The organism is Mycobacterium sp. ACS1612 (genome assembly GCF_001667505.1).
Lineage (GTDB): Bacteria > Actinomycetota > Actinomycetes > Mycobacteriales > Mycobacteriaceae > Mycobacterium.
In genome coordinates, this window is record NZ_LZHZ01000051.1 from 157,521 (window position 1) to 173,809 (window position 16,289).

General features: G+C 66.0%; 16 protein-coding genes. 3 read left to right on the forward strand and 13 right to left on the reverse strand.

Annotated elements, in window-relative coordinates:
* Positions 1-66: 66 nt before the first annotated feature.
* Genes A5724_RS20750 through A5724_RS20770 form a run of 5 tightly spaced genes read right to left on the reverse strand, consistent with a single transcriptional unit; the run spans position 67 to position 5,130 of the window.
* Complete coding sequence (locus tag A5724_RS20750) at positions 67-1,002, reverse strand: alpha/beta hydrolase (RefSeq protein WP_067806350.1); 936 nt, start codon at positions 1,000-1,002, stop codon at positions 67-69.
* On the reverse strand, positions 999-1,859 hold the full coding sequence (locus A5724_RS20755) for an SDR family oxidoreductase (protein WP_067806353.1): 861 nt from the start codon (positions 1,857-1,859) through the stop codon (positions 999-1,001). Before A5724_RS20755 ends, A5724_RS20750 begins: the two co-directional genes overlap by 4 nt.
* Complete coding sequence (locus A5724_RS20760; RefSeq protein ID WP_067806355.1) at positions 1,856-2,353, reverse strand: polyketide cyclase; 498 nt, start codon at positions 2,351-2,353, stop codon at positions 1,856-1,858. Before A5724_RS20760 ends, A5724_RS20755 begins: the two co-directional genes overlap by 4 nt.
* Before the next feature lie 48 nt (positions 2,354-2,401).
* A complete protein-coding gene (locus tag A5724_RS20765) occupies positions 2,402-3,961 on the reverse strand; it encodes an acyl-CoA synthetase (RefSeq protein ID WP_067806545.1) in 1,560 nt (519 codons plus the stop codon).
* Positions 3,962-3,972: 11 nt separating this feature from the next.
* Positions 3,973-5,130 carry an acyl-CoA dehydrogenase family protein gene (locus A5724_RS20770; protein ID WP_067806360.1) on the reverse strand — a complete coding sequence of 386 codons (1,158 nt, stop codon included), beginning with the start codon at positions 5,128-5,130 and terminating at the stop codon, positions 3,973-3,975.
* Between the two features lie 101 nt (positions 5,131-5,231).
* Between A5724_RS20770 and A5724_RS20775 the strand changes: the two genes are divergently transcribed.
* Positions 5,232-7,115: an NAD(P)/FAD-dependent oxidoreductase gene (locus A5724_RS20775; protein ID WP_067806362.1), complete on the forward strand. Its 1,884-nt coding sequence runs from the start codon at positions 5,232-5,234 to the stop codon at positions 7,113-7,115.
* The gene (locus tag A5724_RS20780; RefSeq protein WP_067806369.1) at positions 7,112-7,999 is read left to right on the forward strand and encodes an SDR family NAD(P)-dependent oxidoreductase; all 888 of its coding nucleotides are present in this window, start codon (positions 7,112-7,114) and stop codon (positions 7,997-7,999) included. The genes A5724_RS20775 and A5724_RS20780 overlap by 4 nt, the downstream gene beginning before the upstream one ends.
* On the opposite strand, the gene A5724_RS34690 is transcribed toward A5724_RS20780, so the two are convergent.
* Together A5724_RS34690 and A5724_RS34695 are read right to left on the reverse strand one after the other, a co-directional pair.
* Positions 7,996-8,622, reverse strand: a complete 627-nt coding sequence (locus A5724_RS34690) for a Dabb family protein (RefSeq protein WP_067806371.1) — start codon at positions 8,620-8,622, stop codon at positions 7,996-7,998. The two genes, A5724_RS20780 and A5724_RS34690, sit on opposite strands and share 4 nt — an antisense overlap.
* Positions 8,615-8,962, reverse strand: coding sequence for a hypothetical protein (locus A5724_RS34695; RefSeq protein WP_067806374.1), 348 nt, complete (start codon positions 8,960-8,962; stop codon positions 8,615-8,617). The genes A5724_RS34690 and A5724_RS34695 overlap by 8 nt, the downstream gene beginning before the upstream one ends.
* A gap of 99 nt (positions 8,963-9,061) precedes the next feature.
* On the opposite strand from A5724_RS34695, the gene A5724_RS20795 reads away from it, so the two are divergent.
* On the forward strand, positions 9,062-10,300 hold the full coding sequence (locus A5724_RS20795; protein WP_067806377.1) for an NADH:flavin oxidoreductase: 1,239 nt from the start codon (positions 9,062-9,064) through the stop codon (positions 10,298-10,300).
* Here A5724_RS20795 and A5724_RS20800 read toward each other — a convergent pair.
* From A5724_RS20800 to A5724_RS20825, 6 genes are all read right to left on the reverse strand, one after another.
* Positions 10,277-11,203, reverse strand: coding sequence for an alpha/beta hydrolase (locus tag A5724_RS20800; protein WP_067806546.1), 927 nt, complete (start codon positions 11,201-11,203; stop codon positions 10,277-10,279). The two genes, A5724_RS20795 and A5724_RS20800, sit on opposite strands and share 24 nt — an antisense overlap.
* 8 nt (positions 11,204-11,211) lie before the next feature.
* Positions 11,212-12,051 (reverse strand): IclR family transcriptional regulator, encoded by an 840-nt coding sequence (locus A5724_RS20805; protein ID WP_067806548.1) that lies wholly within the window; start codon positions 12,049-12,051, stop codon positions 11,212-11,214.
* 153 nt (positions 12,052-12,204) lie between these two features.
* Positions 12,205-13,674, reverse strand: coding sequence for an FAD-dependent oxidoreductase (locus A5724_RS20810; protein WP_067806380.1), 1,470 nt, complete (start codon positions 13,672-13,674; stop codon positions 12,205-12,207).
* Entirely contained in the window at positions 13,671-14,579 is a 909-nt protein-coding gene (gene bphC / locus A5724_RS20815; protein WP_067806389.1) for a biphenyl-2,3-diol 1,2-dioxygenase, read from the reverse strand. The genes A5724_RS20810 and bphC overlap by 4 nt, the downstream gene beginning before the upstream one ends.
* Before the next feature lie 11 nt (positions 14,580-14,590).
* Entirely contained in the window at positions 14,591-15,772 is a 1,182-nt protein-coding gene (locus A5724_RS20820; RefSeq protein WP_067806392.1) for an acyl-CoA dehydrogenase family protein, read from the reverse strand.
* A 91-nt stretch (positions 15,773-15,863) separates the two neighbouring features.
* Positions 15,864-16,166, reverse strand: a complete 303-nt coding sequence (locus A5724_RS20825; RefSeq protein WP_067806395.1) for a 2Fe-2S iron-sulfur cluster binding domain-containing protein — start codon at positions 16,164-16,166, stop codon at positions 15,864-15,866.
* Between the last annotated feature and the right edge of the window lie 123 nt (positions 16,167-16,289).

Here is a 16,289-nt window from a genome sequence, read left to right on the forward strand (position 1 = left end):
TCCGGTTGCTCCGATTGTGGTGCGCGTCCGTTGCTCCTGCGCCCACCGTGTCCGGTGATCGGGACGCTAAAACGGCAGCGGATGGTCGAATTTCGCCCGAAGAAGCCCGCACACCTCGGCGATGGCCAGCCTGCCCCGTGCGGTGGCGTCGGAGCGCATCAGGAAACCGTGGTACATGCCGGGGTAACGGGTGAGGGTGGTCTGCACCCGTGCGTCGCGCAGTCGTGTCGCGTAGCGCTCACCCCAGTCGCGGATCGGGTCGCATTCGCCGGTGACGACGATCGCCGGTGGCAGCCCGGTCAGATCGGTGGCGTAGGCGGGCACCCGGTAGGGGTCGTGCGGCGCGCCCGCGCCGCTGTCGGCGAGGTCGTGCATGTAGATGATGTCGTCGACGGAGAGCATCGGTGCATCGGCCATCGCCGTCATCGACGGCGCGGCCATGTCGCGATCCAGGCCGGGGTACATCAGCACCTGACAGCAGATGTCCGGCCCGTCGTGGTCGCGGGCGGCCAACGCCACCGCCGCTGCCAGCGAGCCGCCCGCGCTGTCGCCGACGACCGCCAACCTGCCGGGGTCGACGCCGATCCGGCCGGCATTGTCCGCGACCCACGCGGTCGCCGAGTAGGCGTCGTCGAACTGTGCGGGCGGCGGATTCTCCGGTGCGAGTCGGTAATCGACGGACACCACGGTGGCGTTGGAGAGCGCCGCCAGTGTCCGGGCGAGTGGCTCGAATGAGTGGTTGGAGCCCAGAACCATCCCGCCGCCGTGGAAGTAGAGCAGCACAGGGGCCTTGGCCTGTGCGGTGGGGCGGTAGATGCGCAATGGAATGGGTCCCGTCGGGCCTGGCGCCGCGCAGTCCTCGACGACGGCCATCACGGGCATCGTGTCAGGCAGGGGAGCGGTTTCGATCGCCTGCCGCACCGCCGCGAGCCCGCGCTGTCGCATCGGGGGGACGACCCCGAAGGACCCGACGCGCGCGGCGGCGTCGGGGTCGAGGCTCATTGGTCGGCCGGTTCGAACCGGCGGCCGGTCCGTAACGCCGGAGGCCGTTGGGAGGCAAGGACTTCGGCGCGCTCAACCATCGCTGATCCGACATACTCCGGCTGGGTCAACAGGTAGAACCGCCCTTCGGCGGCCTGCTCGAAGACAACCTCGGCGGCGGCGAGGGGGTCCATCGCGGCTGCTTTGATGTCGAGCATGGCCTCGCGCTGGGACTCGGCGGCAGCGGTGTCGCCGTCGCTGACGCCGCCCGCGGCTTCGAAGATGTTGGACACCACTGCGCCCGGCAGCACGGCCTGCACGTGAATGTGCCGGTGCCCGGCATGCTGGATCTCGAGGTGCAGACACTCGGTGAGCGCGAGGACAGCGTGCTTGCTCATGATGTACGGCGCCTGCAGCGGCACCACGGCGACGCCGCCGATCGACGAGAGATTCCACACCCAAGCCGGCGTGCCCGCCTCGATCATCCCCGGCAGGAACGCGCGGATGCCGTGGAAGACGCCGCTGACGTTGATGTCGACAACGCGGTGCCAATTCTCGACGGGCGTGTCCCACAGGTATCCGAACTGCTCGACACCGGCATTGTTGACAAGCAGCCGGACCCCACCGACCTCGCGATGGACGAAGGCGGCGAGGTCGGCCACTGCTCCGGCATCTCGGACATCGCACACGGCGTCCACGGCGCAGCCGCCCGCGCTTTGCAATTCATCACGCAACTCCGCGACCGCGTCCGCGTCGATATCGGCGAGCACGACCGTCATGCCCAGCGCGCTGGCGTGCCGGGCCAACCCGGCCCCGATGCCGTCACCGGCGCCGGTGATGACGGCGATGCCGCCGCCGAAGGTGTCGCGGGCGTTCATTCGCTCGAAGAACTCGGCGCGGCCGCGTTCTTCGCGGCGCTGTATTCGGCGAACGGAACCGAATCCTCGGCGTCGAGCAGCACCGTCATCGATGTGAACACCAGGCCGTGTTCCGCCCGCCGGATGCCGACGTCGACGACACCACTCGATACGTCGAACGGGATGTTGTTGGTGACTTGGTTGACGTACAGGTAGAAGCGGGCCTTGGTGACCTCCCCGTCGACACCGGTGCGGAAGATGTTGGTCGCGTGATGGCGCAACGGATAAGGGTTTTCGTTGCGGTGTCGGGTGAGCCACGCCAGCGTTTCCGCGCCGCCGTTCAATTCGGCGGCGAGCAACTCCTCGAAAGGGCAGTCGCCGGAGACCGAACGGCTGAGGTAGGCCATCTCGTCGCCGATGCGCACCGCCAACTCGGCGAAGTGGCCCTGGTCGTAGTGGTACCAGAAGCCCGCAATGAACTCCTGGATCTCGGGCAGCGTGATCTCGTGGCTCATACATCGAGTCAACCGCCGTGCGGTGTTACCCGGCGTAGCGGTGCCCGGTCAGTGGAACATGTTCTGTTCGGTGCCGAACCGGGTCCGCAGGTCGCGTTTCAGCAATTTGCCGCTCGGGTTCTTCGGCAGTGTTTCGACGAAGAACACCCGCTTGGGTGTTTTGTAGCCGGCCAGGTGGCCGCGGCAATGGGCGATCAACTCGTCGGCGGTCGGGCAGGCGCCGTCGCGTGTGACCACCGCCGCCACCACGGCCTCCACCCAGACCGGGTGGGGGACACCGAAAACCGCGACTTCCTGCACCGCGGTGTGCTGGTAGAGGACCTCTTCGACCTCGCGGCTTGCGACGTTCTCGCCCCCGGTTTTGATCATGTCCTTCTTGCGGTCCACCACGTGCAGCAGTCCGAACTCGTCGTAATAGCCGAGATCTCCAGAGTGAAACCAGCCGCCACGAAACGCTTCGGCGGTGCGCATGGGGTCGTCGAGGTAACCCAGCATCAGGTGCGGGCCGCGGTGCGCGATCTCGCCGACGGTGCCATTAACGACAGGCGTACCGTCCTCGTCGAGAATGACGGTTTCGACGTTGATGGCGGGCCGTCCCGCCGCGCCGGCATGGTCGCGCTGCTCGTTCGGACCGAGCACGCTTGCCAGCGGGGCCATCTCGGTCTGTCCGTAGAAGTTCCACAACTGTAGACCGGGGAGCCGGTCACGGATCTCGTGCAGAACCTCGGTGGGCATTGCGGAGGCGCCGTAATACCCCTTCCGCAGGCTGCCCAGGTCGACCTGATCGAACACCGGCGAGCGAAGCAGAGCAATCCAGATCGTCGGCGGCGCAAAGTAGTTGGTCACCTGATGCGTCTCGATGCCACGCAGGATCACGTCGGGATCGGGACGCGCAACGATGATGCTGGTCGCGCCGAGATAGACGTCGGTAGCCAGGAAGTTGTCCAGCTGCGCACAATGGTAGAGCGGCATCGAGTGGATCTCGACGTCGTCGGCCGACATCGCGCCTGCCACGATCGTGCTCACGTAATTGGACATCAGACTGCGGCTGGAGTGCATCACGCCCTTCGGACGAGACTCCGTGCCGCTCGTGTACATCAGCCGCAGCAACTGGTCATCGGCGACGTCGACGTCCGGCGGGGGCGTCGTGGTGGAGAGCCAGTCCGCGAAATCGTTCCAGTCATCCGGTGCCCGCTGCCCGTCAGAGATCAGTGCAACCTTGGTCAGAACCGTTGCGTTGCTGGTCATCGCCTCCTCGGCCGTGGTGATCAGATCGTGCTCGGCGATCAAACCGCGAACCCCGCTGTGCGCCAGTATGTACGCGATCTCCCCGGAAGTCAGCATGAAGTTGATCGGCACCAAAACCACCGCCGCCCTGGCAGTGGCGAACGCCAGCACCGCGTACTGCCAGCAGTTGCGTGCCAGCAGGGCGAGTCGATCACCGGGCGAAAACCCGTTGTCCCGCAACGCTGCCGCGGCGCGATCGACGAGGTCGTCGAATTCGGCGAACGTCAGCGTAAGGTCGCCGTCGACGATCGCGATCTTGTCGGGACATCGACGTGCGGAGCGTCGGGGAATGTCACCCAGTGAGTGGCTGCGCACCTGCATATCGTCGTCCTTCACCGATTCGGCGCGAGGTCGAGGTCCCGCCCGATGATCTCGCGCATGATCTCCGAGGTGCCCCCGTAGACCCGGGTGACGCGGGCATCGATCGCCGAGCGTGCGATCGGATACTCCCGCATGTAGCCGTAGCCGCCAAACAACTGTTGACACGAATCGAGGCAACGGAATTCCATTTCGGTCGCCCACAGCTTGGCTTTCGCGGCGTCGGCGGGTGATAGCCGTCCGGCGTTGAGTTCGATGACGCAGCGATCGATGAAGGCTTCGGCGACCGACACCTCGGTGGCCACGTCGGCGAGCACGAATCGGGTGTTCTGCAGGGAACCGATGGGCTTACCGAACGCGGTGCGCTCGCGCACGTGGTCGACGGTCCAGCCCAGGGCCGCACGGGCACGTCCGAGGCTGCCCACGGCGATCTGCATCCGTTCCTGCGCAAGGTTTTTCATCATGTAGTCGAAGCCGCGGCCGACGTCGCCCAACACGTTGGCCTTCGGCACCTTCACATCCGTGAACACCAGCTCGGAGGTGTCCTGGCAGCGCAGCCCCAGCTTGTCGAGATTGCGGCCGCGTTCGAACCCGGGCATGCCGCGTTCGAGCACCATCAGGGTAAGGCCGCAGTGCCGGTCGGGCGATGTCCGGACCGCGGTGATCACCAGATCGGCGTTCTGCCCGTTGGTGATGAACGTCTTCGCGCCGTTGACCACGAAATGGTCGCCGGCGTCGACGGCGGCCGTGCGGATGCCGGCTACGTCGGATCCCGCACCGGGTTCGGTCATGCCGATGGCTGCGATCAGCTCGCCGCGCACGAAGCCGGGCAGCCAGCGTTCTTGCTGTTCGGGTGAGGTCAAATCGGCCAGGTATGGCAGGCAAATGTCGTTGTGGACAGCGAAACTCAAGCCGACCGCACCGCAGTCCGCGTCCATGAACGCCTCGATCAGGGCCTGGTTGTAACGGAAATCGCGGGCGCCGACGCCGCCGAAGCGTTCGTCTGCGGCAAAGCCGAGCAACCCAACGGCACCGGCGTTGGAAAAGGTCTCCCGCGGAATGATGCCGTCCCCCTCCCAGTCGGCAATGTACGGCGCGATCTCCTTGACCGCGAAATCTCCTGCCAGCTCGGCGAACGCACGGTGGTCTGAGTCGTAGTGCACCCGGTGCATGACCGAAGCGTAGGCACCCGTGCGGGGCCGAAAGGACACGTGTCCCGCTCAGTAGACAACCCCGACGATGACCGACGCGCGCTGTCCGATACTCGCTTGTCGTGACGACCGATCCTGATGAGCTGCGGGCCCATCTGCACGATGCCGATCCCGGTGTGCTCGTTGCGGTGTTGGCGCAGTTGACTGGTGATGCCTCGGTGATCGATCGGTTCAGCCCCGCGATTTCCTATGTGCCGGACCCGCCGGAGCGTGCAGCCGTCACCGACCCTGACACGGCGGAGGCGCTCACGGCCGCGGTCATCGAGGCGCTACGCACGCCTCAGGATGCCGGCGCGGCCGACAACCGCGAATTGTTCGTCCGGTTGCTGCCGGTCGTACTGGGCTCAGACGTCGACGACGAGCACGTCGACCTGCTGCTCGAGCAGGGCGGCTTTCACCTGTCGCAGCCGACATTGCCGCGCACGGTGCCCATCCCCGACACCGTGAACATCGCCATCGTCGGAGCCGGCCTCGCAGGCACCATCACTGCGCTGGCGGCGGCGGACGCCGGCGTCGCTTATGAGATCTTCGATCGGAATACCGAAGTCGGCGGCACCTGGTTGACCACTGTCTACCCCGGCATCGGCGTGGACACCCCATCGGCCTATTACTCGCTGTCCCGCGAGGTGAACCCGGACTGGTCCAGCTACTACCCGCAGGGCGCGGAGTACCAGGCGTATCTGGTGGCGCTGGCCGATAAACACGGACTGCGCGAACACACCCGGTTCCGCACCGAGGTCGAGGCCCTGTGGTGGGACGAGGACCGCAGGCAGTGGCAGATCCACTCGGTGGACGGTGACGGCAACCGCGACGTCAGCTACGCGAGCGTCGTCGTCACGGCGGCCGGTTACCTCAACCGGCCGCGCTGGCCGGAGCTGCCCGGCCGGGACACATTCACGGGCATCAGCATGCACTCGGCGCGATGGGATCCGTCCGTGGACCTCGCCGGTAAACGAGTCGCGATCATCGGGGCGGGCTGCACCGCTGTGCAGATCGTCGACGCTTGCGTCGACGAGGTCGAGCACCTGACGGTGTTCCAGCGCCAACCGCACTGGGTCGCGCCGCGTAAGCGGCTCACCGATGACGTGCCTGAGCACCGTCGCTATCTGGGCAGGCACCTGCCGTATTACGCCAACTGGCACCGGCTGAAGTCCTATTGGGGGACCGCAGACAACAACTATCCGATCATCCTGCGGGACCCCGAATGGGCGAAGGACCACCTGTCGATCTCAGCGGCCAATGACGTGCTGCTGCAGATGTGTCTGGACTACATCGACCGAACATTCGGTGCAGGAACGGAATTGGCGAAGAAGGTGACCCCGGACTTCGCGCCATACGGCAAGCGCATCATCCGCGATCCCGGCGGCTACTATGCCGCCCTGACGCGAGAGCACGTCGATGTGGAGGCCAGCGAACCCGCCGCGGTCAACGCCGACGGCATCGTCACCGCCGACGGCAGACAACTCGATCTCGACGTCATCATCTACGCCACCGGATACCACCTTGACTTCCTCTCGACGGTGGACATTCGCGGCCGCAGTGACAAGAAGCTGTCCGAGGAGTGGGGAAACAACCCGCGGTCTTACCGCGGCGGCACGGTACCCGGATTTCCGAACCTGTTCATCAACTCGGCGCCCAACTACAGCCCCGGACACGGTGCCGGAGCGAACTTTTCGATGGAAGTCATGGCCCACTACGTCATCGAGTGCCTGCAGCTGATGGCGCTGTGCGGGGCCACGACGATTGAAGTGACGCAGCAGGCCTACGACGACTATGTGGCCGGCATCGATGAGGCGATGGCGGGCACGGTGTGGTGTCACACACCGAATGCGCACACTTACTACCGCTCCGGTTCAGGCCGCGTGGTGGTCGCCACCCCATACCGGTTGGTGGACATGTGGCGGCAGCATCGCGCACCGATCGAAGAACACTTCCTCCTGCGATGAGTAAAAAGTTGGCCGGCAAAACGGCTTTGGTGACGGGAAGCAGCCGGGGCATCGGGCGGGCGATCGCGCAGCGATTCGCCGCCGAGGGCGCGATGGTGGTCGTGACCGCACGTGCCTTCGAACCGTCGCCATCTGTCCGGGCGGGGTCAGCGCTGGCGATTCCGGGCACCATCGGTGAAACCGTCGAACTGATCGAGAGCGCCGGGGGGACGGCGTTCGCTGTGGCTGCAGATCTGGAGGACACCGACCAACGTGACCGGCTGGTGGATGAGGTGCTCGACCGCACCGGTCGGATCGACGTGCTGGTCAACAATGCAGGATTCGCGGATTACCGCCTTGTGGAGGACATGTCGATGGACACGTTCGACCGCACAGTCGAGCATTACCTGCGCACGCCGTTCGTGCTCACCCGAGCAGCGTTGCCGCACATGCGTGAAGAGGGCGCCGGGTGGATCGTCAACATCGGGTCCGTGACCGGCATCGCGCCGGTGCGTCCGTACCGCGAGTACAACAAGTCGTCCGGCGATGTGGTGTATGCGTCGATGAAGGCCGCACTGCATCGGTTCACCCAGGGGGTGGCCGCCGAGTTGCTGGACGCAAACATCGCCGTCAACTGTGTCGGTCCGTCCACCGCCGTCCGCACTCCCGGCGCATCTCAACTGATCCCGGACACTTTTCCGACCGAGCCCGTCGAGTATCTGGCGGAGACGGTGCTGGCGATGTGTCACCTTCCGGCCGCCGAGCGCACCGGCCTGGTGGCGTTCAGCCTGCACTATCCATGGTCACAGAACCTGCCTGTGCACAGTCTCGACGGTTCTTCGGTGCTACCGCCGCTGGAACCGCCGCCGACGGCGAACCCGAACATCCTGCCCGGCGGAATCTAGCGCAGAACCGGTGTCTCGCAATGGCAGAAGCTATGGCAGACCCGATCGCGAACGATGACATCGGGACATTCGGGGTCGAACCAGCGGTCGATCACCGCCCAGTGGATCGGGTGCATGAGGTAGGGGCCCATCAGCCCACCGACGTCGGTGAACTCCTGCTCGAAGACGTGTGTCCACGGTGTCGTTCCCACCGGGTCGACGACCCGGCTCAACTGCCAGGCGGTGATGGTGTTCACGTACCGCGGCATCAGCCGCAATTCGTCCTCGAAACGACCGACGGTGTCCGTGTCGGCAGCGGGATCCACCCGCAATAGCAGCGACCGATAGACGCGGCCAGCCTGGTTGCCGCTACAAGAAGCGGTGCCCGAATAAGAGGCTCCGTTGACACGGGTGATCGAGGGATCGGTCAGCATCGCGGCGAAAGCTGTTTCGACGGACCGCCATTGCTCTTCGCCGTTGAAGCGCAGGTGCACCAGGATGTCGCCGCCGTTGCGGACACCCGGCAGCGTTGGCGCGACGAGCTGGTGTCGCGCTCCGGTGCCTGCGGCCGCGGCCCGCGCCGTGGTGAGCACCCGGTCACGGTCGACCTCCGCGACGTCGAGCAGCCGGGTGACGCTATACATCGCACAGCTTCTCGACGTCGTCAGCAGCGGCGGCCACGCTGCGGGTGCGGTCGGACACGAGTTCGCCGATGCCGTCCCACCACGATCCGAGCGTGGGGTCGGGGCGACCCTGCCACGTCATCTCCCACCACGCCTGCGCGCTCGGCAGTGACCAGATGATGGTCACCGTGTTCGACCGATCGTCGAACCAGATCGGTGGGCTGACCAACACGTCTCGAAGCGTCATGCCGCGAGCGCGCGCGCCAGGGGCGTAATCGCTGAGATAGGTGTCGACAAACGCCCTGGCGCACCCCGGCCGGGTCACCACCCGGTCGACCACGAATACCGCACCCTCAGCCATGAGCCGAGGGTAGAGACGCGGTCGAGCGTGGCGGACCGGCCTTCCCGGCCATTGGGAGGACGCCTTGGGCCTGGGGCCCGCTCGGGTGACGCTGTGGGGATGCGCGCAGCGTCGCAGGACCCCTTCGGTCCTGTCCAACTCGGCCCACTTACCTTGCGCAATTGCGTGATCAAGGCCGCGACGTCGGAGGGACGCTCGCCTGATGGGTTCGTCACCGACGACTTGATCGAGTTCCACCGCGCCTTCGCCGCAGGCGGAGTGGGTATGACCACGGTGGCGTACTGCTGCGTCTCGCGCGAGGGGGCCAGCGCGCCGGGGCAGATCGTGATGAGCCGTGGCGCGTTGCCGGGTCTGCGGAGGCTCACCGACGCCGTCCATGAAGCGGGCGCGGCGATCTCCGCTCAACTGGGACATGCCGGAGTGGTGGCGCCCAAGAAGTTGACCCGTGTCACCGCCGTCGCCCCCAGCCGGTTCATCAACCCGACGTCGTTCGCATATTGCCGGGAGATCAGCCCTGATGAGATTTACGCGGTCATCGAGCAGTTCGGCAGCGCTGCGCAGGTCGCCGTCGACGCCGGATTCGACGCTGTCGAACTGCATTTCGGCCATCTGTACCTGCCGAGCTCCTTCCTGAGCCCGCTCATCAACCGCCGCAAGGACGGCTACGGTGGATCGATCGATAATCGGTCACGACTCGTGCGTGAGATCGCCGACCGCGTGCGTGAGGTCGTCGGCACGCAGATCGCGGTCATCGCGAAGCTCAACATGGACGACGGGCTGCCAGGCGGGATCTGGATTGACGAGGCGTTGCGCACCGCGCAGTTGCCTGACACCGACGGCACCCTGGATGCGCTCGAATTGACGCAGGGCTCATCGGTTTACAAGCCCATGTACTTGTTTCGCGGTGATGTGCCGGTCAAGGAATTCGCAACCGTGATGCCGCCGGCGCTGCGCCCTGGCGTCCGGCTGGCCGGCAAGCGCGTGATGGGAAGCTATCCGTACCGCGACCTCTACATGTTGGACGCGGCAAGGCAGTTCGTCCCCGTCGTCGCCAACACCAAGTTGATTCTGCTGGGCGGCGTCACCAACCGCGAGCATCTGCAGACGGGACTGACTGAGGGCTTCGACTTGGTGGCCATGGGACGTGCACTACTGCGGGAGCCGGATCTGGTGAACAAGATGGTCGCCGATCCCGGCACTCGAAGCCGCTGCAACCACAACAACAAATGCATGGTCACAGTCTTCGGACGGACGCACTGTGTGCTCGACCCCGCTCAGCGGTACGGCCCGGCCGTGCCGCATGGTGTGTCGGCCCTATCCGTAGAGCAGTTGGGCTAATTCGTCGCAGGCCCGCCTTCGGGCGTGATGGGCGATGTCGAGTGTCGGCATCGTCATGAAGCCGTGCACACCGCCTTCGTAGTGGCAGCGTGCGGTCGACACACCCGCCGCAGTGAGGGCGTCGGTGTACGCGAGGCCTTCGTCGCGCAGCGGATCATGGCCGGCGATCACCACAACGGCAGGCGGCAGCCCGGCCAGGTCGGCGCGAAGCGGTGAGGCATACGGGTTTCTGCGATCCTGTTGTGACGGCACGTATTGATCCCAATACCACTGCAGCGCCGGCTTCGGGTTGTAGAAGCCCTCCCCGAACCTGTGGTAGGAGTCGGTGTCGAAGTCGGCGGCGATCACCGGATAGAGCAGCAGTTGCCCGGCGAGTGGGGGACCGCCGCGGTCTCGCACCATCAGCGCGGTGACGGCCGCCAGGTTGCCGCCCGCGCTGTCACCACCCACCGCGACGCGCCGCGGATCCCCGCCGAAGGTGTCCGCGCTGTGCGTCACCCATCGGGTGACGGTGAAGACGTCTTCCGCCGCGGCCGGCCATCGATGTTCCGGTGCCAGTCGGTAGTCGACGGAAACAATTACGGCGGGAATCAGATTGGCGATGGCCCGGCACAGGCCGTCGTGGCTGTCGAGATCGCAGAACACGAAGCCGCCGCCGTGCGCGTACACCAGCACCGGCAGTGCCGCCACATCCGATGCGGGGCGATACACCCGCACCGGGATATCGCCCCCTGGACCCGGCACCGACTCGTCGCGCACGTCCGCGACGCGTTCGGGTTGGCTCGGTGCGACGAACCGCGAGCGGATCGTCGCTCTTGCCTCGGCGCCCGTCATGGTGTGCACCGGCGGGAACCCGGCATCCAGCGTTTCGATGAGGTCGGCGATCTGCGGGTCCAAGCTCACGTCGTGAATCACGCGTATTGCAACGCAGCCGAATCACGGACCGGGCGCTCTGCGGGTCCGCCACGCAACGGACGTACTTGCTGCAGTGTCGGCGCCACCCGTGGCGACCCGTCTTCGACGTTGCGCCACACTCCCATCGCCGTCATCCGTACGGGTGCGGCCAGACGCTGATCAAACGTCATCCGACTCATCGGCCCGCACACCGACACTGCGGCAACCGCTTCGCCCGGTCCACCGATCGGCGCTGCGACACAACCAAATCCGGGTATGGACTCCTCGCGCTCGAACGCCACGCCGCGCGCCCGAACCTTGGCCAGCTCAGCGCCCAGCTGTGCAGGGGTGCCGATCGAGTACTTCGTCTTACGTGTCGCCAGAGCGACGATGTCGGCGTCTTCGGAGTAGGCCAACATCGCCTTGCCGACGGCAGTGCAGTGAGCCGGCTGACGTCCTCCGACGCGGGTGGGAATCGCGGTGGCCATCCGGTCGCCGATCTTCTCCAGGTATACGACGTCGGCGCCGTCCAGCACGGCCAGATGGACGACGAGCCCGGTAGCCCGGTGCAGGTCGTGCAGAAGCGGGGTCGCCGCGCGGTGCAGCCGGTCCTGGTGCACCGCCAGCGATCCGAGCTCCACAAGCCGCATGCCGAGTTCGTAGTCGCGGCCGCTACGGCGCAGCCAGCGCAGCTGCACCAGCCGCTCGAGCATGCGATGCGCGGATGAGCGGGGTAGGCCGGTCCTCCGCACAATCTGCGCGAGAGTCAGCCGACCAGGGCCATCGAAGGCGTCCAACACCAGCGACACCCGGTCGATGACGGCACTCGGAGTGGGGGATTCGACGGTCACGGTCAGGACGCCTCCTTGCGACGGGGCTTCTACAAGGCATATGCCTATTAGTAATATAGCTATTTGTAGCACAGTATGTGGGTCATGTCACACAGACACGACAAATTGGCACAGCGCACGTCGAAGCACAGCGCTGAGCTGGGAAGAGCTAGGGGAGGGTCAGCCTTTGGCGGCGCTGCGACCGGCGCGGCGACCGTAGAAGCTGCCGTCGCCGAGGGAGATGCCGCTCGCGTAGCCCCATGCCGCCAGGCCTGCGGTGGTGCGGCCCGCCGCAAACAGGCCGGGGATCGGCTCTCCGCTGACGTGCAGCACTTCGCCGTCGAGCGAGGTCTGTAGGCCGCCGAGGGTGAAGCCTCCGCAGCTCCCCCGCAAGTCGATGGCTCCAACGGGAGAACCGATGGGGCGCAACCACTCTGGTTTCTTGTGCCACAGTGGATCCTCGCCGCGGGCAGCGGCATCGTTGTAGGCGCTGACGGTGGCCTGCAGCGAGCCGGCCGGAAGTCCGATCTCGTGCTCGAGTTCGGCGACGGTTTCAGACACCCACGTCGCAGGCCGTTTGAGGAACGGCGTTGCGGACGTGGCGGCCATCGCCTCCTCCTGGGCGTCACCATCGATGATCAGGAATGCGGTGTCGTCCTGGTGATAGAGCGTCAGTTGCCCGATCCGGCCGGAGTACATGTCCTCGGGGACGTAGCGCTGACCGCGCCCGTTGACGAGAATGCCGCGCACCGTCTGCTGAGGATCGATCAGAAACGCGACTTCGGTGGCGTCCATGTGGGCGAGGTCTGCGCCCAGTGCCTGCGCCATCCGGATCCCGTGACCGTCGTGTTGTTCGATCGATGCGGCCGGTCGTCCGGCGATGCGCGGCGCATACTGCGCGACCATCGCCTCGTTGTAGGCGAAGCTGCCTGCCGCAAGGACGACGCCGCGGCGTGCGCGGATCGCGAAGGATTTGCCGTATTGCTTGGCGATCAGGCCGGTCACGCGGCCGTCGGCCTCGACGACCAGGGATGCCACCCGGGTGTCGTACTGGGACCGCACACCGGCGGCGGCCCCGGTTTCGACGAGGGGCTTCATCAGCATGAAGCCGCCGCTTTTCTCGCCTGCACGCTTATCGGACATCTGCGGGATGTGGCCGCGCGGAGCGGGTTCGGCAATCGTGTTGTACGGAAACGCGTTCTCGCCGCCGGTGAACATCAGCCCTTGATCGGCGGGGGGCTCCCAACCCGGCTCACCCCAGAACTCCGGCTTGAAGGGCACACCACACCCGACCAACCACTCGAAATGTTCGACGCTGCCCTCGCAGTAATCGGCGATGCGATTCTCATCCGCACCCGGTCCCATCGCCGCAGTGAGGAACGCGGTCATGTTCTCCACGGAATCGGCGAAGCCGCAGGCCCTCTGAATCGAAGTGCCGCCGCCGAGGTAGATGAAGCCGCCCGCCATCGCTGCGGCCCCGCCCCAGGAACCGGTGCGTTCGAGCACCATAACGTCGGCGCCGTCGCGGGCGGCCTCCACTGCGGCCGCAGCGCCTGCAATGCCGTAGCCGGCGATCACGACATCGGCTTCGTCGTCCCAGTCGCTGATCGACGACGCGGGGACAGGGATGACGTCGGCGTCCGGGGTCATGGCCGCATGGCCGCCGGAAGGTCGGATACCCACGCGTGCCCCCAATAGCTGTCGGCGGTGATTTCCTCAGCGGTGTAATACGTTTCGTCGACCAGCATCCCGTCGGTGCCGAACTCGATGTCCCAGTCGCCCGGTGCGCGCACGTAGAACGACACCATCTTGTCGTTGGTGTGCCTGCCCAGGGTGGAGGACAACTGGAAGCCGTCCTTGCTGACCCGGTCCAGCGCCTGCCCGACAGCGTCCAGGCTGTCTACCTCGACCATCAAATGAATGAGCCCGGGATCGCGCAGTGTCATCGCCGGGCAGATGGCCAGGCTGTGGTGGCGTTGGTTGAGGCCGAGGAAGCGGACGCGCAGCGGGCCGAACTCCGGCGGAGTGGGCACCCGGAACGCGCCGCGGGACACGAAACCCAGTACCTCGGTGTAGAACTGGAAAAGGCTCGGCACATCGAGGGCAGGCAGCACGACGTGGCCTAGACCCTGCGCGCCCGTCACGAATTTGGCGCCGAACGGAGTCACCACCGGGCTGTGATCCAAAACAGCGCCGTGGAAGATCTCAGTCGAAGTGCCCGCTGGATCGTCGAACGCGATGACCTCCTCGACGCGGCGGGCATCGGCGTCCGCCTGCGAGAGTTCCTTGATGGGCACACCCGCGGCGCCCAGGGCCGCCTTGACCCGTTCCAGCGCGGCGTGGTCGCGGACCTCCCAGCCGACGGTGATGATCTTGTCGATGTCTCCCGGCGCCACGATGATTCGCGCGGCGCGTTCGTCCATGCGTAGATACAGCGCGTCGGTGTCCGGGCCCGAACCCTCGGCGAAGCCGAGCACGTCGAATGCGAACTGCCGCCAGCGCGGCATGTCGGTGGCCTGAACCTTAACGTATCCAAGGCTTTTCAGATCAGTCATCAACAGCGGCCTCAAATCATCGCCCGCAGCGGACCCTGCGGATCAATTCCGAGCGAGCTGAGCGCGGAGGCGTGGTAGACGGTGCCCGGCACGTGGATTGCGTGGGCCATGCCGGCATGCGCATCGCGCCAATACCGTTGCAGCGGTTTGTCCATCCGCAACGCATTGCCACCCGAGCGGGCGAAGATCTGGTCGACAGCGGACACCGCGCGCCACACGGCGCGCACCTGCGTGCGTCGGCCCGCGGCCCGATCGGCGAACGTCACCTCGGCGCCTGAGTCGACGATGTCGTAGATACGGTCGACGTTGGCGAGGATCTCCTGGCGGGCGGCGTTGATGTCGGCCGCAGCTTCGCCGACGGCATACATGACGTACGGATCGTCTTTGATGGCAGTGCCGTTGGCGCCCACGCGTTCGCGTTGATAGTCGAGGTGGGCGGCGAGGGCTCCTTCGCAGATGCCGATGGTAGCCGAGCTGATCCCCAGCGGGAACATCGTCGACCACGGCATCTTGTAGAGGGTCTTGGTCATGCCCGCCTCGATCTGGGCGGTGCCGTCCATCACCTTCATGGCGTCCATCGTTCGGTACTCCGGCACGAACGCATCCTTGACGATGATGTCCTTCGAGCCGGTGCCGCGCAGACCCACCACGTTCCAGGAGTCCGGCACGATCTCGTAGTCCTTGCGCGGCAGGATCATGTGCAGCATCTGGGGCGGCATCAACGGCTTGCCGTCGTCGTCGCCAAGCATGGCACCCAGGAAGATCCAGTCGCACGCGTCGGTGCCGGAGCTGAACTGCCAGCGACCGTTGAAGATGTAGCCGCCATCGACGGGTTTGGCCACGCCCTGAGGTGCGTAGGGCGAGGCGACCCAGGTGTCGATGTCGTCGGCCCACACTTCCGCGGCGACCCGTGGATCGGCGTACGCGAGCTGATACGGGTGCACCCCGACCACGCCGTTGATCCAGCCGGCGGCGGGATCGAGAGCCGCTGTGGCCATCACGGTCTCTGCGAATTCGCGGGGATGGACTTCGAGCCCGCCATGCTTCTCGGGCTGAAGCAGTCGGATCGAGCCGATCGACTTCATGCTCTTGACCGTCGCGTCCGGTAGCTGACCGATCTTCTCGGCCTCGACCGCCATCTCCTTGAACTGGTCCGCCAGGTCCATCACCCGGTCGAGTACGCGCTCGCTCATGCTCTGTCCTAACTGTCTGGGCGTGATTAATGGTCTACCGCAGGTAATGGCCGCATCGGGACCGATCCCGGTGAGCGGACCGAATCCATGGCTAATACTCGATGTGGACATCGTCGCTCACAGGCCGGGCCTGACATCCGAGGACGAGCCCATCGGCGATGTCCGCGGGCTCGAGGATGTCGCAGGCGGCCACGTCGACCTCACCGCAGAGCACCGTGGCGACGCACGAGCCGCAGTGTCCCTCCCGGCAGGAGTGCGGGACATCGATTCCCGCCTCGAGCATGGTGTCGACCAGGCTTTTGTCACGCGGCCATCGCAGGCGGTGCCGGGTTCCATCCAGATCGACCTCGACTCTGGCGTCGACCCAGGTGTCGGGTGATTCGACGTGGGGCATGGTGCGAGTGTCGTCAGGCCACCGGTGAGATCAGACAGGTGCGACCGATGGCCGGGAGATCGTATTCACGACGTCCGGTCACCGGGAGACCGGACCGGCGACGCGGTCGGCGCGACCTAGCGT